Raw genomic sequence first — 23,297 nt, forward strand, 5'->3', positions numbered from 1 at the left:
GTGGGCATCAGATACAGGATAAGGGTCCCGGGCTCGCTCCTAGCCATGACGACTGTGTGTGCGGTTTGGGAGCTGAGCGTACGCCTTCTGAGCGTCCCTCAATACGTGTTGCCAGCTCCCTCCGTAATCCTGCTGAGCGCGTCGAAGTACTCTTGGTACCTAACCCACAACCTGCTCGACACCCTCACCCACGCCGTGCTAGGACTCGCGCTCGCTGCCGCCTTCTCACTCGCCCTCAGCCTTCCCCTAGCCTACAGCGGCTCCCTCAGGAATGCTGTGTACCCGCTCATAGCAGGATTCAACGCCATACCCAGGGCGGCGCTAGTGCCCCTCCTAGCACTGTGGTTTGGTCTCGGCTCAGTGCCGAAGGTGCTGACGGCCTTCCTGATAGCGTTCTTCCCAATCCTCGTACCCACCCTCACGGCGATGGTGACGGTGGAGAGGGAGCTCCTGGAGATGCTCCTCTCCTTCGGGGCCACTAAGGGTCAGATACTGACTAAGGTCGCCGTACCGAGGGCGATGCCGTACTTCCTGAGCTCGCTCCACATGGGCCTGACCAGCGCCTTCGTGGGCACAGTGATCGCGGAGATGGTGGCTTCAGATAAGGGCCTCGGATACGTAATACTGTCCTCGACATCAAGGCTTGACACCCCGTTAGCTTTTTCATGTTTGATGCTCCTAGCTCTCGTGACCTTCACCGCCTCAAAGGCGTTGAGCCTGACTGAGAGGAGGGTTGTGGTGTGGGCCTACAGGGCAAGCGCCTGACAGTCAGGCCGGAGCTCTGCACCGGCTGCTCTATATGCGAGCTAATCTGCAGCTTCACGAAGTTCAGGGTATTCAACCCAAGGAAGTCCATGGTGAGAATACATTACAACCATAAGCTCGGCCGCCTCGAGAAAGCCGTCACGTGCAGCCAGTGCGGCGCCTGCATGGCCGCATGTCCATCAGGAGCGATACGCAGAGGGAATGGCGTTGTGATCATAGACCACAGCAGGTGTGGCAGATGCCTGACATGCGTCAACACATGCCCAGAAGGCCTAATCCAGGTGGTCGACGGAACGCCGCACAAGTGTGACCTGTGCGGCGGTATCCCTCAATGCGTGAGGTACTGTGTGAGGGGTGCGCTCAATGTCGTCTCTTAAGGGATATGCTGGCAGGATACTCTACGTAGACTTAACGAGGGGTAAGTACTGGACGGAAGAGTTGCCCGAATCCGTAGTCAAGGCGTACGTAGGGGGGAACGGGCTCGCCGCCCACCTACTCTGGAACCTCATCAGCGAGGAGGTTGACCCTCTGAGCCCTGAGAACCCCTTAATAGTGGCGACAGGTCCCGCCACCGGCGCGCTCTCACCATCGTCCGGGAGATTCGCGGTCGTCACGAAGTCCCCGCTCACCGGGGCTTGGGGGGAGTCACATGCAGGCGGCTTCCTCGGCCCCCAGATCAAGTACGCTGGCTACGACTTCTTAGTGATCACCGGAAGATCGCCTAAACCGGTAACGCTGGTGGTGGATGACGGGAGTGTAGTCCTGCGGGACTCCCACGACCTCTGGGGCTTGAGCACGGCGGACACCACCGACGAGCTCAGGGGGGTGGTCGGTAGCGATTACCACGTCATGTGCATAGGTCCTGCGGGGGAGAAGCTAGTTAAGTTCGCGTCAGTGATGGTCGACTACTACAGGGCATTCGGCAGGACCGGCGTGGGGGCAGTGATGGGCTCCAAGAGGCTGAAGGCGGTGGCGGTCAGGGGAGGCAAGGACGTCGTGGTCCACGACCCGGACAGATATATTGAGGTTCTTGAGGACTTCCTGTGGAGGAACACTGAAGGGCCTTGGGCGTTCCCAGCGCAGGCGAGTCTGGGCCGGTTCGGCACTCCCTGCCTAGTGACGGCCATGAATGCCATCGGCAGATTGCCTACTAAGAATCACTGGACGGGCTACTGGGAGCGTGCTGAGGAGATCAGCGGTGAGGAACTCCTGAAGTACAGGGTCTCCAGAGGTTCATGCTTTTCGTGCATGATAATGTGCAAGCACATAACGAGGGTTGACGATGGGGTCTACGCAGGAGCGATGTCAGGCGGGCCTGAGTACGAGAGCGTTGCCGCGCTGGGTTCGAACCTCCTAATACACGACATCAAGGCGGTAATATACATGAACACTCTCTGCAATCTCTACGGTCTGGACACCATATCAACGGGTAAGGCGATCTCGTTCCTGTTCGAGTGCTACGAGAAGGGATTAGTTGAGAAGAAGAATGTAGACGGCCTGGAGCCCGTGTGGGGGAATGCGGAGACCGCCGTCGAACTCATTAAGGCGATAGCTGAGAGAAGAGGCATCGGCGACTTGCTGGCCGAAGGGGTTAGGAAGGCCTCGGAGGTGCTTGGACATCGCACTCGACACTACGCTCTTCACGTTAAGGGTCTTGAAGTGTCCGCCCAGGATCCGAGGGCCCACAAGTCCGTGGGTTGCACTTGGGCCATATCGGTCAGGGGCGCTGACCACCTGCGCTCGCTGACAACGGTTGACGAGCTAGGCTACAGGGACATAGCTACTGAGAGGTTTGGCCCGGTAATGACTGACGCTATATGCGACAGGCTGACCGAGAAGTATAAAGGGGTCGTTGTCAAGGACCAGGAAGACCTCTTTGCACTCGTGGACTCGATAATAATGTGTAAGTACGGCACTATGTGGCCCCCCATGTACTACTTCGACTTCATAGCTAAGCTACTGCCGCCTCTGACCGGCATCAAGGAATTCAGCGACGTTAAGTACTTGAGGCTGACCGCTGAGAGGATCGCCAACCTTAAGAGGTGCTTCAACCTAAGGGAGGGGGTGGGGAGGGAGTCCGAAACTCTCCCTCAACGCTTCACCGAAGAGCCGATGCCCACAGGACCCTCAAAAGGACACACATGCAATCTAGAACCCATGCTAAGGGAGTACTACAGTCAGAGGGGTTGGGACTACGAGTCAGGGTTGCCGTACGAGGAGACTCTGAAGAGGCTGGAGTTGAATCAAGCGGCCGACGCCTTGAAGAGGAGGTATAGGTTGCCGAGGTGGGAGCGTGGTAGTGGTTAGGCTTCACGGACTGTTGAGGGAGGAGGCAGGGACCACCGTCCTCAATGTGAGGGGATGCAATCTTGAGGAAGTCCTTCAGAACCTACCCCCTGAAGTGGGAGAGGTTTTAAGGATGTACGCGAAGCACCTGATAATCCTAGCTGATGGAAGGAGGATCTACGACATGAAAACGATTTTAGATGAAGATGCCACGGTTGACATAACCTTGCCAGTGGGGGGTGGGTAGGTAAGCACCCGCCCCGGTGTCCGGGAGCTTATACAACCACCGGGAGCGGGAGGGTTAGGAAGAGTAGAATGAGGTATGTCGTGCCGTACAGTACTTTGTCTCTGCCGCTGAGCTTTGAGAGCGTGTTGGCTGCGCCGTAGTGGGGCCCTCTCCCGGAGATCAGGAGCGCTATGACGGCGAAGATCCCCAGCCATATAAGGTTGGGCACGATTATGGACGTTATAATGCTAACAGTTATGACGGTCATCGACAGGATTGAGTGGGCTCTGACGTTGGTTAAGGACCTCATCACGTGACCGCCGTCAAGCTGCCCTATAGGCATTAGGTTGGCGAAGTGGACTAGCAGGAGGAACCAGGCTGCTAGGGCTATGGGGCTCAGGAGTACCACGCCCTCAACCTTAAGTAATTGGTCTATGAGGAGGGTGAGCGACGGCACCACGCCCAACTCCCTGATAAGGTCCGCCTCCAAGGCTGCCTGAGCAACCTCAACCGGTATTGTTGGCGAGCTGATGTATGAGAATATATAGAGAACTATGGAGAGGAGGACGCCTGCAAGAGGTCCTGAGATGCCTACTAGAGCCAGGCTCTTCACGTCCTTAGGGGGGTGGTAGGATCTGATGAAAGCCCCGAAAGTCCCGACGGGAGAGACTATGGGTGCGGGTATGGGGAGTGGGTAGGTGACGGGAACCCCCGCACGCCTGCTGGCTATGTAATGACTCAGCTCATGACCCATCAGCGGGGTCATAACCCCAGCCACGAATGCCGCAGTGCCTAAGATGGGGTCTATGTAGGGCACGCCCGCCCCGAAGCTCCTGTTCAACGCTGAAACAGTTGCGTTGTAGTTGGACAGGGTGAAGTACCCTGTAACAGCTACGGAGGCCACTGTGGCGAAGAGCATTATCATGAAGCGGTTGAACGTCTCCCTAGGTGTTGAGGCCCTCTTTGAGACCCTCAAGAACCTCATGCCCTTACTGCTGAAGAGCACGACCGAATAACCTTTAGGGACTAACGCGTTGTAGACTTCTGAGAAAGCCTCATCGACTGTGAGGCCCGGGAGAGGGTCGACCAAAAACTCAACAAGGTTCTCGTCTTCATACGTTAGTGCATGCGTGAAGTGTCTGGAGACGAGGAACTCAAGCTCCTCTCTACTCATCACACCATCACTTACTTAGATGCTTCCAGGCCGTACACACGGCCGAACAGTTTGTGTTCAACCTCAACAAGCTTGTTGACAGGAACTAGCTCAACCTCACCTGTGGGACGTCTCCTAACAACGGTTATCGGGAGGAGGCCCCTCCTCAACTCCTCCATGGCGATCACCACAGGGTCCTTAGGAAATCCCCTGATGTCGATTAGGGGTACAGCACCCAGACTGAGCTGTAGCGCCCTCGCAGCGACTATACGCGCCTTCTCATACCTGGTCAGCCTGTAGGGCTTGGTCCTCAGCTCTAATGACTTCAGATAATCGACGAAACCCTCACTCATTCACCACACCTACTGAATCAATAATACATTAATAAAGTATTTAAAAACGAACGTTACCCACTTTGAAGAGCCTAGTCGAGACCGCCGAACTTGCCTGCCTCAGGCATTTCAGCTCCTTCCTTACCCTTCTCCTCCTTCTTCATCGGGCTGGCCGCTATGACGTCGTCCGTCTTGAGTATCGCCGTGGCTGCCTCGGTAGCGGCTTTAATGACCTGCTTCTTAACCACCACCGGATCTATTATCTTGGTGGTCATCATGTCCTCCACTATCTTCCCGCCGAGCACCTCTATACCGGCGTTGACCTTACCCTCACTGTGGAGTCTCCTCAACTCCATTATAGTCTGCAGCGGGTCCATGCCAGCCGACTGAGCCAGTATGGAGGCGATCTCCTCAAGCGCGTCGGCGAAGGCCTGGATAGCGAGTTGCTCCTTACCGCTGACCTCCTCGGCCTTCTTCCTCAGCCTCAACGCCAGCTCAAGCTCCACAGCACCGCCGCCGGGCACTATCTTAGGGTCTCTAAGTATGTTGCGCATCGAGTGCAGTGCATCGTTGAAGGACCTCTCAGTATCGTCAAGTATCATGTCGCTCGAGCCTCTGATGAGTATTGTCACGGCCTTCGGGTTCTTGCACCCCTCAACAAACACCATCTTCTCGTTACCGACCCTCCTCTCCTCCACTAGGGCTGCGTAGCCGAGGTCGTTCGGGGTCAGGTCCCTGATGCTCGTCACTATCCTGCCTCCGGTCGCTCTCTCCAGCTTCTCCATGTCTGATCTCTTCACCCTCCTCACTGCTAGTATGCCTTTCTTGGCTAGGAAGTGCTGCGCCACGTCGTCAATGCCCTTCTGACACACCACGACATTAGCGCCGGCGGCAGCGATCTTCTCAACCATGTCCTTAAGGACCTTAGTCTCCTCGTCGAGGAACGTCTTTATCTGGTCCGGCGAGGTAATGTTTATCTTAGCGGTTATGTCCGGCTTCTCGATCTCCAGCGGGGCATCGAGGAGGGCTATCCTAGCGTTCTCAACCCTCTTAGGCATGCCCGGATGAACGACCTCCTTATCCAGGACTATACCGCTGACTAACTTCGTCTCGGCGAGGGAGGCGCCCTTCTTCTTCTCTATCTTGACGTTGTCAAGCCTCACATCGTAGGTCCCATCACCCCTCCTCTCAGCCACCTTCAGAGCCGCCTCGATGCTGAGGTCTATCATGTAGTCGATTATGTCCGGGGTCGCCACATACTTCGAGGCGAGGACCGAGTACACCACATTCCTTAACTCACGTTTAGAGGCCTCCAGACCCTCAGGGGTCTCCAGGTTCTGAATACCCACCCTATACCCCACCTCGTCGAGCAGCTCCAGAGCGGTGCTGGCGGCCTTCTTATAACCCTCAATCACTATCGTCGGATGTATGTTCTGATCCAGCAGGGCCTCAGCCTTGCTCAGCAACTCACCAGCGAGAACCACGGCTGAGGTAGTTCCGTCGCCGACCTCGGCGTCAGTCGCCTTAGCCACCTCAACCAACAGCTTAGCCGCCGGGTGTTGTATCTCCATCTCCTTGACTATGGCGGCACCGTCATTGGTGACGGTGACGTCGCCGAATGAGTCGACCAACATCTTATCCATGCCCCTAGGGCCTAAGCTCGTCTTAAGTATCTCGGCCAGAGCCCTAGCAGCTATTATGTTGTTCCTCAGAGCCTCACGGCCGTAGGTCCTCTGAGTCCCTTCCTTAAGGATTACCACAGGTATACCATAGACCGACATGTTCAACCCCATTAACTCATCATTGAGCAGTTCTATATAAACTTTTCGGTCCCATACTGCACTAAAGCTTATTAACCCATAAACGTAAAGGTCATCAGTTCTATCATCAAGCAATGAAGGAAATCGAACCTCCAAGACTAGTGAACCTCCCGTTCAAGGAATGGCTCCGCCGAAAAGCCGGCAGTACATTCACATTTATTTAGCTCCAGGCTGTTTGAATATTAGACTGAGGTGAAGACAGTGACTCAGGTCGGAGATAAACAGACCATGAATGAGGCAAGGCTGAAGCAGGCGATGCTCATGCTTGAGAAGATAGTGAATGACTCAAGCATACCGAGGAACATAAGGAGGGCCGCCATAAGCTCGCTGAACATGCTGAAGGACGCGTCACTGACGCCCGGCGTCAGAGCGGCTAACGCCATAGGTATTTTAGATGAGGTCACACAGGACCCCAACATGCCGATGCACGCTAGGACGGCGATATGGAATGTCATAGCGGTCCTGTCGACCGTTAAGGACTAACAACGCTACTGCAGGATGAAGTCAGGCAGGTGTGTTGCCCAGTGGGTCTGAGGGCTAGGGTTAGGGGGATTTATTCAACCGCCATATCCAAGATACTGCACGACAACGGCGTGGAGTTAGTGGACGTGACTCCGTCGATAGCGTCGAGGCTTAAAGTGAGTGAGAACAGGGGTCTTCCAGCGGACGTCACCGTCAAGACCGAGAACGACAACCCCTCACAGCTGATAGTTATAGGATTCCCGGACGCTGTGGAGGAGGTCGCCTCCATACTCGAGGTGAGCATCCCCGACATGCTGGTCTTCAAACCCCTGGCGGGGCTCTACGCGACCTTCAAGACACGCATCCTAGGTCATGAGGGGAGAGAGTGCGTGGTGCAGAGCCCGTGGGGCAAGGCAACACTGGTCGACTACAAGGAATGCACGCAGGGTAGGGAAACCCTTGTGACGACGATAAAGCTGATAACTAACAGCTCCGAGAAGATAGTGGTTTCTGAGAACATCAGGGTGGTGGGGAAGTACGCGATAGTTGGGAGGGGGTCCAGCGTCACCTTCAGCCACTTCATAAGGAGTAAGGAGAGGATATCACAGCTCATAGAGATATCGTCTAAGCACGTGCGTGAGGGCTACAGCATCAGGTGGAGGAGTAACTCCGACGAGGCGAGCCTCTCTGAAGTGATGGCTGAGCTGGAGGAGCTGAGGGAGAAGTACAGAGATCTCCTAGAGGAGGTGCGAGGGGCGCCACCACTTAAGGTGGTGTATGAGGGGGAGACCGCAAGATTCTACGAGCTCACATACAGTTCAAAACTATACCTCGACCAGGTCAGGAAGGAGGTCTGCCCAACAATCCACATGCACCACGTCTTCAGAGGTTGTGAGAGGGATGGAAGCTTGGTCGGGCTCCTCGACGCCCTCTCAGCCAAGGTGCCCGGGAGCGAGGAGGTCGAGATAGTTAATGAGTGGCTCCTGAGTGAGTTGAGGGAGGCTGATGAGGTGGTGGTGGAGCACAAGAAGATCTGGGACAAGACGATATTCATGAGGGGCGTCATCGACAAGGTGCTCAACGAGGGCGGGCCCGTCCTACAGCTCAAGCGAGTGTTCAGGACCCATGGAACATATGACGGGCTTGACGTAGGTAAGGAGGTCGGCGACATTGCGTTGACGTTCATGAGGGCAGGCTCCTCACACATAATCCACAAGTACTTCAGCAGGGACGGGAGGCTTAAAGGCGTCTATGTGAACTTCAACACGCCGGTGGAGATCCACCACTCTGGCAGGGTGTACTACGTGGATCTGGACGTAGATCTAGTCAGGTCCGAGAGGAGCGGTTGCAGAATGGTGGACTCAGAGGGCTTTCGCAGACTGATGGCTGAGGGAGTGGTGAGTCAGGGAATTCTGGAAAGCCTAATCAGGGACTTCCAGAAGGTTCTCCAGAACGTCTGCACGTAGCTCAAGCACAGAGGATGCCGAGCCTCGCGCATATGACGTCCCTGCAACTGCTGACGACCTCCTCCAGGCTCCTGGAGGCGTCGACCTCAATCATGAGCCCGTCCGCAACCAACCTCCTGTAGATCTCCCTAACCCTCCTCAGGAATGAGGCGTTCTCCTCAAGATATTTTATCTTGGTGGTGGAGGACTTCTTCCTGGCCAGGCCGAGCTCGGGGTCCACGTCTAGATATATGGTCACGCTTGGCTCAGGTGCGAAGGCGTTAAGGGTTCTAATCCACCCCACACTCACCCCCTTAGCTCCCTGATACGCTATGGAGGAGTAGTAGTACCTGTCGCTGACGACCACTCTGCCCTCCATCAAAGCGGGCTCGATCACAGAGACCACGTGGTTGTAGCGATCGGCCGCCATGAGGAAGGCCTCCATAACACCGCCTAGCCTCCTCCCGTAATCGCTTATGAGTCTTATGAAGTCCTCGCTGTAGGGTTCGTATGTGTAGAGGGTCTTAAACCCTTGCCTTTCCAGAAGTTCGGCAAGCCTCACAGATACTGAGGTCTTGCCAGAGCCGTCCAGACCTTCGAGAACTATGAAGTACCCCACGACACCCACCAGTGGGCGTTGAGAACCCCACCCTCAATACACGCGTTAGCGCCGCTCAATGCCTTCAGGGCGTTGAAGTCCGCTCCCTCGTCGAGGAGCCTGTAGAGGGAGACCCCCGCGAGAACGCACCCGGCCACCAGGGCGGGGTCGACTGATTTGACGGCCAACGCTTTAGGGGCTAGTCCCCTCCTGCTCAGCGCGTAGAGAACGTAAGGACCCACAGTGCTGCCCACGGCCGCCGGCGCTAGGAGGATGGTCCCGGCAATCCTCCCAACGCCCCTGACCTCAGCCAAGTCAACCGTCACATCCCCCAGGAAGGAGAAGGGCTTGGCAGCGACCATCAACACGCCGCACACACTATCAGCGCCGAACACCTTAGCAACACGGAGAGAAACCACGTCAACCACCGTGAAGGAACTCCTTGAGGATCTCGTGACGCTCCTTGAGAACCACCTTAACCCCCGCCAGCTTAGGCATGTAGTGGAGGGCCTTACCGGAGTCCGTCACCACGCACTTAACGCCCATCAAATCGAGTCTGGTGGTGACGGGGCACATCCCCCTGGCGAGTCTGACACCCATGTTGTTCAGCGTATCGACGAGACCCTCGTCGAGTTGCACGCCTTCACCGACACCGAGCCAGAGCTCAGGGACCTCCTCATTCCCTCCGAAAGACTTTCCCTCACGCACGACGTAATCAACTATAGCTGCCAGCTCCTTCTGCGAGAGGTGAGGACAGCCTATAAAGTAGAGGACCCCACCGCCCTCGCAAACTTCCCGCACCTCAGCGTCGGACTCCCTCAGCAACTCTGCATCAACCGTTATCCTCTCCCTCAAGTCGGAGCCCGCTAGAAGCCCCTCGCTATCCGGGGTTAGCTCGTTAAAGATCACCATGGGGGCGTTGGAGGTGGAGCCGAAAGCTGCTAGGAAAGCCTTAGCACCAACCTCCGGAACTCCCTCAAGACCCCTCACAAACGGTATTGAGTCAGGGCACAGCTCACCGACCTTCAGACCCACGAGCGACAGCGTCTTCAAACCCCAGTCAAGCTGAGCCTTCACTGAGACGATGCATGAGGGACGGCGACCCTCCTCCAGGTGAACCCCAGCAGCGTAAGTCCTCCCGACAAGTCCTTCAAGAAGGGCTAGAGGGCCTCCCTCCCTATTGCTCCTAGCCCCTATGAGGGAGTTGACGTAGAGCACGGCATTCGACTCAGCCCAGGCGAGGTGCTCCCCGTATGACGGCTTCCTCACGTAGTAAGGAGCGCACGTGAACGTAGCGCTTCCCATACGTCTCAGAGAGCTCACGATCCTTGATTGCTTGCTAATTGCATCGCCAGGCAACCTGCCGTAGGAGGTGTCCATCAGGGCCGCGTACGGGTTGGCCGTCGTGAAGGCGGTAAATCTAGCGTCGCTTGCAGCCAGCGACTCTATGAACTCCAGGCCCGCATCGCCTATGTTGAAGTACGAGATCCCTGAGACGTGGACGTGAGCGACCGGTATTAGCCTCTCGGCATTCAGGGACTCCCCGACCGCGGTTATTACCCTCATAGCCAGCATGTATGGATAGCCCCGCTCGCCGTTGAGTATAGCCTCCTCATCCTTAGTCAAGTACATGGTGCTAACCCTCAGGAAGTACCGGTCTCATAAACAGCGACCTCTTCGAGAGCGGGTATGTAGCCACTATCGCCACCTTATCCGTCAGGCCGTCGTCCGAGCTCGGGTCCAGCGTGGAGCCTCTTGACTCCCTCACCACCAGAAGGCCTCTGGAGGCCTGGAACCTCGTGGCGATGGCCCACTCAACCTCACTCAGGTTGTCCGGGTCGACGTCGGAGTCCACCACGACCACGTGCTTCAGGCTCGGGTGTCCGGCGAAGGCCGCTAAAGCCGCGTTCTTGCCATCACCGTCGTGATTCCTTTCAATCGATATAACCGCGTTGAGCCACTGACCACCGCCCTCCGTCAGCCTGACCTTAACGACTCTGGGCACAACCCTCCTCACTGAGTCCCATATTAACGCCTCACGCGGAAACCCCATGAGGGTCTTGTGCTCGCTGCCTCCAGGCAGTATCACGTGGAAGTACGGGTTCTCCTTAAGGACGTATATGGAGTCAATGGTTATTAAGGGCTGCTTCCTGACGGCATCATACAGGTTCAGAAGGTCCACGAAAGGTCCTTCATCAACCAGCCTTAAACTTATCCTCCCCTCAATCACCACAGAGGTCCCGGCTACCACCGGCAGGCCGTACTTAGGTGTCCGGACTATAGGCACCCTCGACCCCGCGAGGGTCGATGCGAGGGAGAACTCGAAAACACCGTAGGGCGGTGAGAGCGCCGAAACTAGGAGCGCCAGCGGGTGGGTGCCGACAGCTATCGCTACCGGGGTCTCAGATCCTCTAAGCCTGTTCTGCTCGTAGATCCTGTAGAGATGTCTCGGGACCAGTCTTACTGCAAGCCCCTCCTCCATGACCATGAGTCTATGTATCGAGGCGTTGTATGAGTCGACCTCAGGCGTCTCAGCCACAATTACTGAAGAGTCTATGTAGAGCCCTCCATCCCTCTCGAAGAACTTGATTGCAGGCAACGTGTGGTGGTCGCCCCCGTATGGTCTGTAGAGCTCTGTGAAGGAGTACTCGGTGAACCAGTCACCGACCTCTTTCTCAGCGCTTAAGGCGCCGACCAGTTTCCTGTACGCATCGACGTCGCCGCCGACCCCTAGATACTTGTAGACCCTGCGTCTAGACCCCACCAAGTTGCCGACGCACTTCAGGCGCTTGCCGGCCACGTCGAACAACACAGTTCTATCCCTACTCTCCGCCTCCATGAGGACCCTAGTAGGCTCGTAGAGGTTGCTCAGCGGTCTCCCAACCTCAACCAGGTCACCGCTCGAACGCAACTCGCTGAGGACGTCCTCTAAGCTCCACAAGCTACTCCGTCCTCCTTGCATCCCTGAATCCCTCGTCTAATCTAATATTACTGCCTACTAGAGCTATTATAGGCCCTTCGTAGGGGGTTCTCAGCTTGATCGTAGCGTCGCCGCCTTCGTCGAACCTCACGTCCTCCACCACACCCACGCCGACATCCCTGAATCCCTCTCCCACAATGCCCACCAAATGCCCGGTGAGCTCCTTCCTATCAACGAGCGTTAGCTTAACCGCGTACTTAGCGTAGACATCGTTCCTAATCCCCTCTACTAGGGAGGGGTTCGGCGATCCCCTGACCAGCAGGGTGAGGTCCCTATCGTCAGCACACGCCCTTAGTATGTAGGGAGCCAGCACCGTCAACTCAGGGTAGATGCTCAGCAGCACATCTACAGGAATCCGCCCGCAGTTGAAGAGGGGAATCTTGATCAGTCCAACACCGTCTGTACGCACGCTCCTCACTGAGGCGTTCGCGAAGTACTTCCTGTAGGCCTCGGCCCTGAGTTGTCGCCTCTCTTCCCTACTCCTGGCTCTAACCTTGCCGGGTGCCTTGGCACCAACAACCTTAAGGAGTCCCCGGAATGCGGTGTCCATCAAGCCCTCCATCCTCTCATCCAACACCACGAGATGGGTCGGCTTAACCCACCTGATCAACTCCAGCTTGTACGTCAACGCATCCCTCCCGTCAACCCATCCGTCAGTATTCACTAATACGGCCCCGCATCCCTTGCTTGAAGCCGCGCTGATCAAATCGGCTAGGGCGGCTATGACTCTGGACTCACAGCCGCGCGGACTGGCACACCCGACGAACCTGAACTCCTGAAAGCTCAGCTCCCTCTGCCATATGAACGGTCTGTCAACCACGGTCATGGCGACGGCGGTGGGCACCGCCAGATCCTCCTGACCTACGTCACCCTCGATTAGACAGCACCTTACCCCCTTAGACCTCAGGTAATTGGTTATGAAGGCTGTCAACGTGGTCTTACCGGACTCTGGAGGCCCTATGACCATGACCTTAACCAAGTCACCGCGGGCAACATCCCTCCAGACACAGTCCGCCACCTCAACCCAGTCGTCAATCACCTCATCCGCCGGACTCACCCTCTCGAAGATGCCTCCTGCCCCCAGGAAGACCCTGAGCTCCGACTCCTCCAGAGCCTTGATTGAGTAGCTCCTAAGACCGTGGATCACCATGGCACTGCCTCCAACGTACTCGCTACCCACAAGCAGTATCCTGCCCTTCATCACCTCAACTCTCGCAGGACCTGTGACTCTGGCGATCTCTCCAGCCTCTAGAGTGTGGGTTACGCCATTCATAAGCCATACTCAAGAACTATACATGCCGCCGTTATTTAGGCATTTCACGTCTTAACTATCGGTTGGGTTTAATGGGGTTCGACGCCGGTGACCCATGTGTGTGGCTCAAGAACATTCTATCCGATATCGAGAGAGGTACACCCCTCCTGAGGAGGTACGGGCAGCACTTAATGACTGACTGCAGGCTCGGGACGCTTTTCATGGAGTCCCTCTCGAGGCTGGGCGTAAGCACCGTTCTCGAGGTGGGCGCGGGCCCGGGCCTCCTCACCAAATTCATCGTTAGGGCTGTGAAGCACCTGGTAGCGGTCGAGCTGGATGTCAGGTTCTCAAGATACGGCAGCAGGCTAGTCCGGGAGGAGCCGAAGGTGGAGTATCTGCTGGGGGACGGGCTTAAGATGGTTAAAGAGAGGGTCGTGAGGGCGGATGCCGTTGTGTCCAACACTCCCTACTCAATAACCGGGCCGTTCATAGCCTCTATAGTGAAGTCAAACATCCCCTACGCACTAATAACCCTCCAGAAGGAGGTGGGTGAAAGACTCATCGCATCCCCGGGAAGCAGGGAGTACGGGCGAGTCACAGTACTCGTCCAGAGCTTCATGAAGCCCTCGATCGTGGATTACGTAAGTCCGGAGTCCTTCCACCCACCGCCTAAAGTCTGGTCAGCGCTGGTGTTGCTTGAGAGGCGTAGAGAGTGGACACGCGGAGACGAGCTGTTCGAGGAACTCCTCAAGTGTCTGTTCAACCAGAGGAGGAGGAAAGCGTCTAAAGTGTTTAGAGAGTGTTCCACCAGACTAGCGGGCGTAACGCCCGCCGCCGAGGAGCTGAAAGCCCTGGTGGGTGAGAGGAGGGTCTACCAGCTGAACGTGGACGAATTCAACGCGTTGGCGGAGATGATTAGACGGTTATTCTAAGGCCTTCCCTAAGAGCTATGTTAATGCAGGCCTTGAAGTCCATTCCCTTAAATGCCTTCCTGCCTACGTAGCTCACTGGGCACTCAACGTTTGTCCTATGCTCGTCCACGAGCGTTAGGACGTAGTCACACCCGCCGACAAGTCCGAGGAGTTCGTCCAGGAAACGTTCATGAAGTCCCGCCGGCGAGACCCCTACCTTAATGAACACTTTCTCCGGTCTCAACGCGTCCCTGACCCTGAGAAGGGAACACATAAGGTCAGAAGCGCTCCCCACAGCCCCGTACTCCAAGAGGACGTTGTCAGCCAGTATCACGTAGTTGACGGCAGTCCCTAGGTCGACCCCCACGAGCAGGGCCTTAACCCTCCTAATGCCGACCAGCTCGAGAACCCTGCTCAGGATGTTCCCCTCATTGACCCTCATCACCTTCAGCCCCTCCAGGACGTGTTGCCTCTCCAACAGCTGAAGGCACTCATCGTCAACCACCAGAACTTCGCCCTTAGGCAGGTCTTCAGGGGATTCAGGGATCGTGAAGTTCAACTCGATCGAATCGCTTAAGGACCTGAAGGTGTTCATCAACCTAGGGTCGCAGATAAATACTGCAACACTCCCGCGTCCAGCCCTACACCGTCCCACTACGTCCCCGCTAACTCCCATCCACCACGTTAATCACTCAACGAATCTAATAAGGATTCTATCTGGGGTGTAAATGTTAAAAGATCACGTTCTACCCTATCTAGGTGGGAGTGATGTACGGCTGGCTCGACGTCCTGGCCAGGATCGTGATGATGTACCTGCCGGCTATGGTGGCTAACGCAATGCCGCTGATTACACGCAGGTACATCTTCAGGAACTCCCGTCCCATCGACTTCGGGAGGACCTTCATCGACGGTAGGAGGGTTTTCGGAGATAATAAGTCGCTGGAGGGCTTCGCCTCAGGCGTTGTTGCCGGCTCGTTGGTCGGTCTGGCCTACAGCTACTACTTCTCCGCGCCCGTGTGGTTGATGTACGGCATAGTCTCCGGCCTCGGCGCCATGTGCGGCGACCTCCTCAACTCCTTCGTCAAGAGGAGGCTAGGTCTAGCCCCAGGCCAGCCCTTCATACCCTTAGATCAGATCTCCTTCTTCCTCGCGGCCTTCATAGCGGTCAAAGCCTCCCGAGCGGATCTGCTGGTCGGCCGCGAGCTAGGCGTCGTGGACTTCGCAGTGGGTTTGGCTCTAGCCGGGCTCCTGCATCCCCTCACCAACTACTTGGCGTACCTGCTCGGCGTGAAGGAATCCCCGCTCTAGCCATCCTCACGTCCAGTGCCGTACTTCGCGGCTATCCTGTAGTCCACGTACCTATCGATCGGCGAGAATCTCGGGGGATGGGGGCACACGGTCCGCGTGTTGCATGCAGGGCATGACTCTCTAAGCGTGTACCTGCCGCAGTTAGGGCACTTCCTGAGGAGGAACTTCACTTAGGTCTCTCCCTTTCGAAAGAAACTTCAACGCCATGCCTGGCAGCGACCTTCTTAACATTGTTCAAGGCCTCCGCAAGGGCCTTCTCAGCGATCTTGTAGTCCTCCGCAGACACCTCTATGGCGTACCTCGGCGCTCCGACCGTGTAGACCCTGATACCCACATCCCCTGCCTCCTTAATGAAGGAGGTCAGTGAAGTGAGGACCTCCCTGATCCTCTCAACACCGTCGGGCGCTAGGCTGGTGATGGTCAACGCCCCACGTATCTTGACGCCCTTAGGCTTTATGCGCTTCCTGACCTCCTCCACTACGATTGGGATCCACTCCTCAGGCACGTCCAGCTCCCTTAAAACCTCCTCACCCCTGGTGGCCACTTCCTCGAAGCCCAGCATCACGTCGCCGTAGTGGTCCTCGAGCCTCCACCCAACCTCCCTGTAGGCGTCGTCCAACGTCCTGCCCAGCCTCTGGGCCATGACCTCCAACATCTTCTCAGCCCTCTGAGCCCTCTTAAACTCTATCAGCTTACCCCTCTGCTCGCTGTCGGTGACCCTCTTAAGGGAGACGTCGATCTGGTTCTTCCTACTATCCACCCTGATGACCTTAACGACTACCTTCTGACCCTCCTTGAGGACCGCATGGATATCTTTGACGTACTTGGAACTCACCTCGGACCAGGGCAGGTAGGCGTCGATGCCGCCGTACTCGTCGAGCTTCAGGTAGGCACCGTATTCGAATATCTTGTTCACCGCCCCTATGACCAACTCCCCTACAGACGGCGTTGGGTGTCTCTTCCTAACCAAAGGAAAACACCTGGCCCTCAACTCAGGATCTTGACAGACTCGCCCAGCAGTCTAGCCTTACCGCCAGTCGGCTGCACTATCTGAGTTCCGCAGATGAGGCATCTGACGGGGAATGTAGCGTAGTCAAAGACCGCCTGCTCGTTACCGCATGAAGGGCACTTAATCTTGATGAACTTGGTTCTAGGCATCGGTATTAGGATTCTTCTCTTCCCGCTCATGCCTTACTGACCACCTCACCCATCTCAGCCTTCTTAAGCCTCACACCCCTCCTATGGGTAATGAACCCGCATACACTGCACTTAAGCTTGAGCACCACCTTCTTAGTGGTCTTGGCGAGCCTCTTCTGCTCTGGCTTCCTCTTACTGCCGTAGCCCTCATTCTTCCTATCGTACCTCCTCTGACCCTCGGCGAGGGACCTCCTCTTACCCGCCTTATATATAGCTACTGAATGCTGCGTGTGCTTCCTGCACCGCGGACAGTAGGTGTTCAGGGACTTAGGAATCCTCACTCACAGCACCTCCACTCATCACTAAGTGGTGTAGACCTCGGAGCAATTTAAGTTTTTGCTTTCGGAAATCCGCCAGGCTGGAGCTAGTAACAGCTAGAGTTAAAAGTTTTGCGGGGTTCCCCGCGATTTCAGGCAAAGCAAAACATTTATATAGGACTTTTTTTTTAAAAAATGAAGCATAGTGTTAGAGTGCGGGTAAGTTTTGAGGGAGATTCATGGAGCAGTACAGACTCGGGGTTGAGGGGCTCGACGAAGCCCTTAAAGAGGTCGTCCGTCCAGGTACCTTGCTGGTAGTGGCTGGTCATCCAGGCACCGGTAAGACAACGCTTGCGTCAGTGATATGTTACTCAAACGCTGTAAGGGGGAATAAGTGTCTTTACGTATCATTTCAGGAAACTAAGGAGAAGCTCCTCAGAGTCGCGAGGAGTCTTGGAATGGATTTCAACGAAATCGAGGCTAAGGGCCTGTATTCCTTCTTAAGGATGCCGGTGATTAAGAGTCTTGAGTATGCAATCGAGCACATCAACAGTTACGTGGCTGGCATGAGCCCTAAGGTGGTCGTGATAGATCCAATCAACACTTTACTGGAGGGTATGGAGGGAGTTGATAAGAGGGCTTGGCTTCAGAACTACTTCTACAACCTGCCTCAGGTGACGAGCGGGCTTGGAGTGTTGGTAGCTGAGATCCCAGTGGGTGAGGAGAGGGTAGAGCTGGGCGCGATAGAGTTCGTGGCTGACGCCATCCTGATCTTAAAACGTAGGGTGGAGAGAGGGCTGTTAAGCAGGGTTATCGAGATCAGGAAAGCTCGCGAGTCGCCGTTGCAGTTCGTCGAGATACCGTTCCACATCGTCGAAGGGAAGGGTATAGAGGTTCTCATCCCACAGATGCAGAGGAAGCCAGGGAAACGCCTTGAGTACTACGAAGTCAGGGCGCCGGTTTTGAGGGGTTTCATTGAAAAACTGCCGGTCGACGGGGTTGTCGTTTATCAACACCCGCCCGACGCTAGGATATACACACCACTATACTTCATGATCGATATCGCATTAAGGTACGACTTAAGAGCTTTGATCATATCCTTCACCGAAACCCCTTACCGCGTTGTGGAGACGCTTAAGGGAATGGTGACTCAAGAGCTGAAGTTTAATGAAGTGGAGGTCAACAACTTTTTGTCGAAGCACTTAATCACTGTTGAACACATAAACCCCTACTCAATGCCCCTCAGCGAGATCTGGTTGCATTTAACCAACCTCATCACAACGTATAAGCCGAATGCCTTGATCCTGCACGGGGTGAATGCGTTGTACACTCTGCTAGCTACTGAGGATTTAGCAACGAGCATCGCTGGAGTATTTAATGCTCTTCAGTTACTCAAGTCGATGGGCGTGCTCACGATAATCACTCACTCGTACGTCGAACCTAAAATTCAGAACTTCATCACATCCACCTGCGACTTGGTGCTGAGGCTTTACTACAAGATTAAGGAGGACAGCGTGGATATATACATATACGCATGGAAGCACGGCAGTCCCCCTAATATCTACAGACTGGATTTAAACGAGGTTGTGGGATCAGTCAGAGAATACTTCCAGAGAATAATTAAGTAGTCGCTCTTAAATCTCGAGCCCCTAGTTCCTGGGGACCATTGACGAACTTGTAGTGATATATGTGTCCTACAGTGAGGTAAAGGGCGTTGTAAAGTCTTAGCAGATCTCAAATCCTAGAATCATGGCTGAATAACATCTGTTGCAGCTTTACCTAACGCTACGGAAATGGGTCCTATGCGCTACAATCCACGCCCGATCCAATGCATGAAGTCTTGGGTGAGCGATAACTAGTGGGCTAAAAGCTTTAAAGGTTAGTGGTGATTCTATTGAGGGGGCCCGTCGTCTAGCCTGGTTAGGACGCCGCCCTCACACGGCGGAGGTCCGGGGTTCGAGTCCCCGCGGGCCCACCACCAACCCTAATCAAATTCTTGCATGATCCCACGTGGATGACCTTATATGAGGTAGTAACGATTCTTAATCCTCATCACAGTATAGAACAGGTTACCACAGCTCCTGCCGAATATCCTCGCGGGTCATGTGTTGTTGAAGTATATTAGCTCCCTCGCCAACGTCTCTATTTTGAGGGCTTATGAGGAGTTCGTTACGTGTTGCCACGGTCTTCTACAGCAAGACCGGAAGGACTAGGAGGGCGGTGGAGCTCCTCTCGCAGACTCTGCGTGAGAGGGGTGTGTCAGTTGATTCGTTTGCGGTCAGCCCTGCGAGGGAGTATTTTAGCGGGTTTCTCCACGCTAACCCAAGGATCCTATATGAGACTCTCGCCAACGTAATTGTTGAGATTCGCGGTGTCGAGAACTTTGATCCGACGCGATATGATTCAGTGGTCATAGCGACTCCCATCTGGTGGGGACGTCCCCCACCACCAATAACCGCCTTCATAGTGAAGTACAGCAACGTAATCAGGGCAAGGACGTACTGCATAACCACCGCAGACCTAGGTGTGGATTACTCATCCAGGCTGAGGGGGCTCCTGAGTAAGTGGGGGTATGATGTTGTCGGTTGCGTCTCACTCAGAGATCCGGAGGCGGAAGTCGGTAAGTTGGGTGAGCTGGCGAATGCTATCGTGAGCCACACTCGGCCTGACGTGCAAGGAGCTGTCCTCTCCTGACGTAATGGCCTGTAGGAGCGTCTGCAGTGAGGGGGTGACGACGATCAGGAGCTAACTCATGAATCCCCTCACGAGGCTTAACACGCTGTCTGCCCCTAGATATTCGTTGATTATATATCCAGAGACTTTTGATATCCCCGTGGGTTCATGATTGACTGTCGAGCCCAGCGACACAGAGCTCACATCCACAGCTGGGAAGTCATCCCCAGGCGACTTGGAGCACCACCACCATAACCGTCCAGAGCTCCCGCAACGTATAGGCTCACCACCTAGGATTAAAAACGGCTTGAAGCCTGTAGATCTTCTCCCTAAAAACATCTTAAGAAAACGCTTCCTGAACCCCCGTAGCGGGGAGGGCGCCAAATCGTAGACCACCAGGTCATAGGGGAGGCGACCTGAATGCTTCGAGGACTATTAAGGTTTATATCTCGGCTCAATAATATGTTGGATGTGGCTGCTGGTGTTGAGCTCTATCCCCTCCAGCTCTGACCAGACCTGTGAAGGCTTGAGGGACGCGTTGTCAGAAATCCGTCGAGGGTTGGGGAATTGACTTCCGCTAGATTAAGAGGCTTCATTAGCGCGGTTGCCTCATACCTGGGTGTTGCGTTGATGGTGTATGGAGGTCTCTTCCACAACCCGTTCGCAACACGCAGGGTCACCTACGACTACATGGTTTGGGCGGCCGTCCTCCTCTCACTCTACTCCCTATATCTCGAGCTCAAGACTTACCGAGGCCGGTCCATCGCGTCGAGCTTGGTGGTCAGCATTGCGGGCGGGGTTCAGGTGGTTGTCGGCAGGGTCTTAAGTCTGTACATCAACTCCTACAGCATATTCGGGTACTTCGGCGCCCTTGTAGGTGAGCACTACTCCATGGAGGGCTTCCTCGCCTCAGGGCTTGTGCTCTCAGGTTCCGCGATACTTTCCGCATCAACCACTATCCACGCCCTCCTCGGCGGACCTCTGGAGTTCTCGGAGAGGCCCAGGTTGTGTGAGGTTTGGAATAAACTCGGGGGGCTGTGGATAAGGTTTAACTCCCTGCTTGATGGGAGGGCTTGGGTGATCGCGGCACTATCGGGGTTGTTTGCCTTCTGCTTCAGATTCATCGTTGAGGTACGTTGGTGGGAGTGGCTGATAGGTTGGGACACACCGGAGCACGCCGCTCACCTCATGGACTTCATGGAGAGGCTCAACCCCTTCACGAGCTACTACTGGATGGGTTCAATGAGGAACATCCCACCACTTCTGAACATGGTGCTGGCGCCATTCACACTCGTGAGCGATGCGTGGACCGTCTTCAAAATCTACCCCAGCGTCGCCTACGCGATAATGGCGGGGCTCTCAGCACTCGCGACGATGAAGGTATACAGAACAGGGTGGAGGGCCGGGCTACTGGCCGGCGCGCTGACCTCACTCTACATACTGAACCTGATGCACTCATACCAGTACCATAGACAGCTACTCGGCGCGGTGATGATGCTTGCAGCCGTCCTGACCCTCGAGACCGTTGAACCAGCGAGACGCCTGCGATGCGTGATCCTCGCCGCGACGTTGCTCACCGCATGCGGGCTGAGCCATGAGGTCACGGGTCTCGTAGGTTTCACGCTGTCTCTCACGCTACTGTATAGGTCTGCGAATGGGGGGTGGCCGCCCGGGATGATCGCCGGTGCGGTTGGGGCGGTAGCCAACGCCCTGCTCGAGATCTGGTACTGGAGGAGGCCCTACACCATCAGCACGGTGGTCGGCGCCCTGCCGGTAGGGCTGGTCAGCACTGGACTGGAGGCGCAGAGCCAGGCACTCTCATATCTCGTGGCTGGGTACGGTCTCACACTACCGTTTGTCATGATCGCCCTGACCAGACGGTGGAGGACATACGCTGGGACGGCGGTGCTGACGCTCTTCACGGCGGGGGTCTCACCACTTATAGCGCCATACTCAAGCGTTACAACATGGTACAGGTTCCTGATGGGGGCAGCCCCACTTGTAACCACCCTGACTGCGGTAGGAGTTGTTGAGGCGTTAAGGGACTGGAGGGCGGTGGTTGCGTACACGATCGTATTGGCGCTCCCGAGTGTGGGTTTCGCGTACGGCTACAACCTCATGGGCACTTACACGAGAGCTCTGAGGGAGTTCCCAGACATAATGACGCCCGCCCCACCGGATCGAGAATACCTTAAGACTTACGAGTACTTCAAGAACGTGGGTGTAGGGGATAGAGTCATCATAGCCGACAACTCCATAGCCAGGTACGTCCACCTCGCCATCAGGAACCCGAACCCCCAGCAATTAATATGGATTCGAGGCCCGGTGGGCGAATTAAAGAACACGACCGTGTGTGACATACTCGGTAGGCTGGGGGTGGGCGAGGCAGTCATAGCGTCCACCTATGTGGACGCTTCTACAATAGGTTGCGTCAAGAGCGTGGAGCCGGTGAGTAGCGAAACACCTTGGATAATGGTGGTGAAGCTAAATACCCGGCATGATCCGCACTGAAGAACCTCACCCCCGGACCTCTTGCTGGAGAGTCAATCAAGTGCGTTAGGGTGGCGGCGGATCTTTTGAGGTCTGCAGAAGGCTGGCGTGCAGGATCAACCCGCCGCTTGCTGTTTAAACCCCTCATCTCAATTTTAATGGCGCGTTTTGCGTATACTTATACTGTGGATGGTGTGGTGTCGTGCGTGACGGCGAGTTAGTGCTCATCGATGAGTCGACCCTATGCGTGGGCAGGAGGGTTAAGCTGATCCAGAGAACCTACCTCCATGGGGGTAAGGTGGTTTTGAAGGACGTTGTGAGGTTCGGTGAGGCGGTGGCGATTCTGCCTGTCAAAGACGATGGCAGCGTGGTGCTCATAAGTCAGTTCAGAGTGTCTGTTAACAACTGGGTTCTCGAGGTTCCTGCTGGGAGGGTTGAGGAGGGGGAGGATCTCGTGGACGCCGTGAGGAGGGAGTTGAGGGAGGAGGTCGGGTATGATGCTGAGGAGGTGGTTAAGCTGGCGTCGGTCTACACGGCCCCCGGCTACAGCGATGAAGTGCTTCACGTATTCCTGGCCAAGAAGCTCAGGTTCGTGGGGGCGTCGCCGGAGCCGGGCGAGCTCATAAGGACTGTAGAGCTAAGCGTCGATGAAGCGGTTGAAGCCCTGCTTAAATCCGAGCACACGGACGCCAAGACATTGCTTGCGATCCTGCTACTCAAGACCTTGAGCGCGGCCCGCCGGGTAGGTCAGCAAGCTTTAACCTGATTCACTACCCGCATGCGAGGAGGCCCCTAGGATACGGCGGAGTCTGGCATTCTCCACTACCTCAGTCATGTAGAGTGCTAGGAGGGTGAGCGAGGAAGCGATTATCAGCAGGGTGCATAAATCAACTATGAACCAGTTAGGCCACCAGGCAACGTAGAACGGGAGCGGGAACACAACATCCCTCTTACTCCAATCTACGTGTGCCTTATACGACTCCCACCAGGACCACAGCCCGATCATTATGAGGGTGTGGAGCACACACGCAACAGACACCTCAACACCGCTCCTCAACTCAAACCTCTCCGCAAGTCAACGCGCTGAATCCGAACACCTCGCTCATCCCCAACCCGGCGGTGAGGACGTGCAGTCCGCGGAG

Annotated in this window: 27 protein-coding genes and 1 tRNA gene; 13 read left to right on the forward strand and 15 right to left on the reverse strand. The window is 55.7% G+C overall.

The annotated features are described in order from the left end of the window. From QW772_04820 to QW772_04835, 4 genes are read left to right on the forward strand one after another with little or no spacing between them, the layout of a single operon-like run. Positions 1 to 765 (forward strand): ABC transporter permease, encoded by a 765-nt coding sequence (locus QW772_04820; GenBank protein ID MEM0038229.1) that lies wholly within the window; start codon positions 1 to 3, stop codon positions 763 to 765. Further along, positions 741 to 1,142: a 4Fe-4S dicluster domain-containing protein gene (locus QW772_04825; protein MEM0038230.1), complete on the forward strand. Its 402-nt coding sequence runs from the start codon at positions 741 to 743 to the stop codon at positions 1,140 to 1,142. Before QW772_04820 ends, QW772_04825 begins: the two co-directional genes overlap by 25 nt. Then, a complete protein-coding gene (locus QW772_04830) occupies positions 1,129 to 3,072 on the forward strand; it encodes an aldehyde ferredoxin oxidoreductase family protein (protein ID MEM0038231.1) in 1,944 nt (647 codons plus the stop codon). Before QW772_04825 ends, QW772_04830 begins: the two co-directional genes overlap by 14 nt. After that, positions 3,059 to 3,298, forward strand: a complete 240-nt coding sequence (locus QW772_04835; protein MEM0038232.1) for a hypothetical protein — start codon at positions 3,059 to 3,061, stop codon at positions 3,296 to 3,298. Before QW772_04830 ends, QW772_04835 begins: the two co-directional genes overlap by 14 nt. A gap of 28 nt (positions 3,299 to 3,326) precedes the next feature. On the opposite strand, the gene QW772_04840 is transcribed toward QW772_04835, so the two are convergent. The 3 genes from QW772_04840 to thsA all read right to left on the reverse strand — a co-directional run bounded on the left by QW772_04840 (position 3,327) and on the right by thsA (position 6,543). Continuing rightward, entirely contained in the window at positions 3,327 to 4,451 is a 1,125-nt protein-coding gene (locus QW772_04840) for a site-2 protease family protein (protein ID MEM0038233.1), read from the reverse strand. 11 nt (positions 4,452 to 4,462) lie between these two features. Then, positions 4,463 to 4,783, reverse strand: a complete 321-nt coding sequence (locus QW772_04845; protein ID MEM0038234.1) for a DNA-directed RNA polymerase subunit K — start codon at positions 4,781 to 4,783, stop codon at positions 4,463 to 4,465. Between the two features lie 71 nt (positions 4,784 to 4,854). Further along, a complete protein-coding gene (gene thsA / locus QW772_04850; GenBank protein MEM0038235.1) occupies positions 4,855 to 6,543 on the reverse strand; it encodes a thermosome subunit alpha in 1,689 nt (562 codons plus the stop codon). 267 nt (positions 6,544 to 6,810) lie between these two features. On the opposite strand from thsA, the gene QW772_04855 reads away from it, so the two are divergent. Together QW772_04855 and QW772_04860 are read left to right on the forward strand one after the other, a co-directional pair. Further along, entirely contained in the window at positions 6,811 to 7,065 is a 255-nt protein-coding gene (locus QW772_04855) for a UPF0147 family protein (GenBank protein ID MEM0038236.1), read from the forward strand. Positions 7,066 to 7,106: 41 nt separating this feature from the next. After that, positions 7,107 to 8,510 carry a DUF402 domain-containing protein gene (locus tag QW772_04860; protein MEM0038237.1) on the forward strand — a complete coding sequence of 468 codons (1,404 nt, stop codon included), beginning with the start codon at positions 7,107 to 7,109 and terminating at the stop codon, positions 8,508 to 8,510. A gap of 1 nt (position 8,511) precedes the next feature. Here QW772_04860 and tmk read toward each other — a convergent pair whose 3' ends face one another. Genes tmk through QW772_04885 form a run of 5 tightly spaced genes read right to left on the reverse strand, consistent with a single transcriptional unit; the run spans position 8,512 to position 13,340 of the window. Further along, entirely contained in the window at positions 8,512 to 9,108 is a 597-nt protein-coding gene (gene tmk / locus QW772_04865; protein ID MEM0038238.1) for a dTMP kinase, read from the reverse strand. Then, entirely contained in the window at positions 9,093 to 9,506 is a 414-nt protein-coding gene (locus QW772_04870) for a DUF126 domain-containing protein (GenBank protein MEM0038239.1), read from the reverse strand. Before QW772_04870 ends, tmk begins: the two co-directional genes overlap by 16 nt. A gap of 1 nt (position 9,507) precedes the next feature. Continuing rightward, positions 9,508 to 10,719: an aconitase X catalytic domain-containing protein gene (locus QW772_04875; GenBank protein MEM0038240.1), complete on the reverse strand. Its 1,212-nt coding sequence runs from the start codon at positions 10,717 to 10,719 to the stop codon at positions 9,508 to 9,510. A 4-nt stretch (positions 10,720 to 10,723) separates the two neighbouring features. Further along, positions 10,724 to 12,049, reverse strand: coding sequence for a UbiD family decarboxylase (locus tag QW772_04880; GenBank protein MEM0038241.1), 1,326 nt, complete (start codon positions 12,047 to 12,049; stop codon positions 10,724 to 10,726). After that, a complete protein-coding gene (locus QW772_04885; protein MEM0038242.1) occupies positions 12,030 to 13,340 on the reverse strand; it encodes a Clp1/GlmU family protein in 1,311 nt (436 codons plus the stop codon). The genes QW772_04880 and QW772_04885 overlap by 20 nt, the downstream gene beginning before the upstream one ends. Positions 13,341 to 13,411: 71 nt before the next feature. Here QW772_04885 and rsmA point away from each other — a divergent pair, with 71 nt between their 5' ends. Further along, a complete protein-coding gene (gene rsmA / locus QW772_04890) occupies positions 13,412 to 14,251 on the forward strand; it encodes a 16S rRNA (adenine(1518)-N(6)/adenine(1519)-N(6))-dimethyltransferase RsmA (protein ID MEM0038243.1) in 840 nt (279 codons plus the stop codon). Here rsmA and QW772_04895 read toward each other — a convergent pair. Then, complete coding sequence (locus tag QW772_04895; protein MEM0038244.1) at positions 14,235 to 14,906, reverse strand: hypothetical protein; 672 nt, start codon at positions 14,904 to 14,906, stop codon at positions 14,235 to 14,237. The genes rsmA and QW772_04895 overlap by 17 nt on opposite strands. 92 nt (positions 14,907 to 14,998) lie before the next feature. Here QW772_04895 and QW772_04900 point away from each other — a divergent pair, with 92 nt between their 5' ends. Continuing rightward, complete coding sequence (locus QW772_04900; protein ID MEM0038245.1) at positions 14,999 to 15,538, forward strand: CDP-archaeol synthase; 540 nt, start codon at positions 14,999 to 15,001, stop codon at positions 15,536 to 15,538. On the opposite strand, the gene QW772_04905 is transcribed toward QW772_04900, so the two are convergent. Genes QW772_04905 through QW772_04920 form a run of 4 tightly spaced genes read right to left on the reverse strand, consistent with a single transcriptional unit; the run spans position 15,535 to position 17,016 of the window. After that, on the reverse strand, positions 15,535 to 15,708 hold the full coding sequence (locus QW772_04905; GenBank protein ID MEM0038246.1) for an RNA-protein complex protein Nop10: 174 nt from the start codon (positions 15,706 to 15,708) through the stop codon (positions 15,535 to 15,537). The genes QW772_04900 and QW772_04905 overlap by 4 nt on opposite strands. Further along, a complete protein-coding gene (locus QW772_04910; GenBank protein ID MEM0038247.1) occupies positions 15,705 to 16,508 on the reverse strand; it encodes a translation initiation factor IF-2 subunit alpha in 804 nt (267 codons plus the stop codon). Before QW772_04910 ends, QW772_04905 begins: the two co-directional genes overlap by 4 nt. A 17-nt stretch (positions 16,509 to 16,525) precedes the next feature. After that, positions 16,526 to 16,726: a 30S ribosomal protein S27e gene (locus QW772_04915; protein ID MEM0038248.1), complete on the reverse strand. Its 201-nt coding sequence runs from the start codon at positions 16,724 to 16,726 to the stop codon at positions 16,526 to 16,528. After that, positions 16,723 to 17,016, reverse strand: coding sequence for a 50S ribosomal protein L44e (locus QW772_04920; GenBank protein ID MEM0038249.1), 294 nt, complete (start codon positions 17,014 to 17,016; stop codon positions 16,723 to 16,725). The genes QW772_04915 and QW772_04920 overlap by 4 nt, the downstream gene beginning before the upstream one ends. Positions 17,017 to 17,231: 215 nt before the next feature. Between QW772_04920 and QW772_04925 the strand changes: the two genes are divergently transcribed. The 3 genes from QW772_04925 to QW772_04935 all read left to right on the forward strand — a co-directional run bounded on the left by QW772_04925 (position 17,232) and on the right by QW772_04935 (position 19,686). Next, positions 17,232 to 18,620 carry an ATPase domain-containing protein gene (locus QW772_04925; GenBank protein ID MEM0038250.1) on the forward strand — a complete coding sequence of 463 codons (1,389 nt, stop codon included), beginning with the start codon at positions 17,232 to 17,234 and terminating at the stop codon, positions 18,618 to 18,620. Between the two features lie 272 nt (positions 18,621 to 18,892). Further along, a tRNA-Val gene (locus tag QW772_04930) sits at positions 18,893 to 18,970 on the forward strand. Between the two features lie 179 nt (positions 18,971 to 19,149). After that, positions 19,150 to 19,686, forward strand: coding sequence for a hypothetical protein (locus QW772_04935; GenBank protein ID MEM0038251.1), 537 nt, complete (start codon positions 19,150 to 19,152; stop codon positions 19,684 to 19,686). A gap of 51 nt (positions 19,687 to 19,737) precedes the next feature. Here QW772_04935 and QW772_04940 read toward each other — a convergent pair whose 3' ends face one another. Then, positions 19,738 to 20,049: a hypothetical protein gene (locus QW772_04940; protein MEM0038252.1), complete on the reverse strand. Its 312-nt coding sequence runs from the start codon at positions 20,047 to 20,049 to the stop codon at positions 19,738 to 19,740. 183 nt (positions 20,050 to 20,232) lie between these two features. Between QW772_04940 and QW772_04945 the strand changes: the two genes are divergently transcribed. Both QW772_04945 and QW772_04950 read left to right on the forward strand, forming a co-directional pair. Continuing rightward, positions 20,233 to 22,176 (forward strand): hypothetical protein, encoded by a 1,944-nt coding sequence (locus QW772_04945; GenBank protein ID MEM0038253.1) that lies wholly within the window; start codon positions 20,233 to 20,235, stop codon positions 22,174 to 22,176. A 181-nt stretch (positions 22,177 to 22,357) separates the two neighbouring features. Beyond that, the gene (locus QW772_04950) at positions 22,358 to 22,921 is read left to right on the forward strand and encodes an NUDIX hydrolase (GenBank protein ID MEM0038254.1); all 564 of its coding nucleotides are present in this window, start codon (positions 22,358 to 22,360) and stop codon (positions 22,919 to 22,921) included. Here QW772_04950 and QW772_04955 read toward each other — a convergent pair. Beyond that, positions 22,913 to 23,212 (reverse strand): hypothetical protein, encoded by a 300-nt coding sequence (locus QW772_04955; GenBank protein MEM0038255.1) that lies wholly within the window; start codon positions 23,210 to 23,212, stop codon positions 22,913 to 22,915. The two genes, QW772_04950 and QW772_04955, sit on opposite strands and share 9 nt — an antisense overlap. Positions 23,213 to 23,297 lie beyond the last annotated feature (85 nt).

This window comes from Zestosphaera sp., assembly GCA_038727705.1.
In the GTDB taxonomy this organism is placed as follows: Archaea; Thermoproteota; Thermoprotei_A; order Sulfolobales; family NBVN01; genus Zestomicrobium.